Raw genomic sequence first — 1,441 nt, forward strand, 5'->3', positions numbered from 1 at the left:
GCGGAGGCGGGGACGCGGCGGGCGAGGGCCCCGCGTCGCTCGGCGAACCCGGGGAGCTGGAGAAGCTGCTGGACGCCGTCCCCGACCATCTGACCAGCGCCAAGGCCGCGTTGGGCGGCCGGTGGGTGCGGGTCAGCCCGGACGAGTTCGGGCGGATCAACGAGGCGCTCGGCGGCGAGGCCGGCACCGGCAGCGACCGGCTGGCCCAGGCCACCGCGTTGCTGCGCGAGCCCGCCCTGCAACAGCGTGTGGTGAAGGCCGTCGAGAAGGCCCTCGGCAAGCGCGCCCGGTTCACCGGCACGGGACGCCGCGAGGGCGCCGACCACGTCACCCTCACCCTGAACGCCCGCGACGCGGCCCGCGAACTGGGCCGCGCGCTGGCCCCCGTACGCGCCCAGCTCGGCGACCCGGACCTCACCGTCCTGGACGCCGCCCCGGACAAGCGGATCAACATCGACCTCGCCATCCGGCACGAACGGCTGTCCACGCTCACCGTGGACCTCGGCCAGTTCGACGAGGGCCGCAGCGGCGCGCTGCCGCTGAAGCTGACGTTCGCCTCCGGCGAGGTGGTGTCCGTGGCCGCCCCGACGAAGGCCGACCGGCTCGACCCCCGCGACCTGCTGGACGCGCTCAGCCAAGTCGCCGTCCGCCACCCGGAACTCTCCCGCCTCCGGTAGGCGCCCGGGCCCGGAACTCTCCCGCCCTCGGTAGGCGTTGAACAGGCTGTATAGGCTGGTACCAGGCTGTGACGCAGCAGCCGTAGTCCACTCGTCGCGGACGCTGTCGCGGACGCGGCACCGGGGGTGCTCGATGGCGTACGGACCGGGCGGTGCCGACCAGCGGGGCACACGCCGAGCGCGGGCGGTGACGGCGGCGACGTTCATGCTGTCGTGGGTCGCCCTGCTGTGGCTGCTGGAGGCGATCGACGGCCCCAACGGCCCGATCGTCCGCGAGTACGGCATCGAACCGCGCCAGCTGGACGAGATCCCGGACATCTTCCCCGCCGCGTTCCTGCACTTCGGCTGGGACCACGTGATGGCCAACACGCTGCCGCTGCTCGTCTTCGGCTTCCTCGCGGCGGTGCGCGGCATCGGCCGCTTCCTCGGCGTCGTGCTGGTGGTCATCACGGTGAGCGGCCTCGGCGTCTGGCTCACCGCGCCCGACGGCTCCAACACCGCCGGCGCCTCGGGCGTCGTCTTCGGCCTCTTCGGCTACCTGCTGGTCCGCGGCTTCGTGGAGCGGGACGCGCTGGACATCACCGTCGGCATCACGGTGCTGCTGCTCTACGGCTCGATCCTGTGGGGCGTGCTGCCCACCACGCCGGGCATCTCGTGGCAGGGCCACCTCTTCGGCCTGATCGGCACCGGGGGTGCTCGATGGCGTACGGACCGGGCGGTGCCGACCAGCGGGGCACACGCCGAGCGCGGGCGGTGACGGCGGC

At 73.7% G+C, this 1,441-nt stretch carries 1 protein-coding gene and 1 pseudogene; both read left to right on the forward strand.

Features of this window, described 5'->3' with window-relative positions:
• Positions 1 to 677: pseudogene (locus tag FNX44_RS28390) on the forward strand (hypothetical protein); the annotation flags it as partial.
• A 133-nt stretch (positions 678 to 810) separates the two neighbouring features.
• Positions 811 to 1,434 carry a rhomboid family intramembrane serine protease gene (locus FNX44_RS26875; RefSeq protein ID WP_143651566.1) on the forward strand — a complete coding sequence of 208 codons (624 nt, stop codon included), beginning with the start codon at positions 811 to 813 and terminating at the stop codon, positions 1,432 to 1,434.
• Positions 1,435 to 1,441 lie beyond the last annotated feature (7 nt).

Source organism: Streptomyces alkaliterrae (assembly GCF_007097205.2).
Taxonomy (GTDB): Bacteria; Actinomycetota; Actinomycetes; order Streptomycetales; family Streptomycetaceae; genus Streptomyces; species Streptomyces alkaliterrae.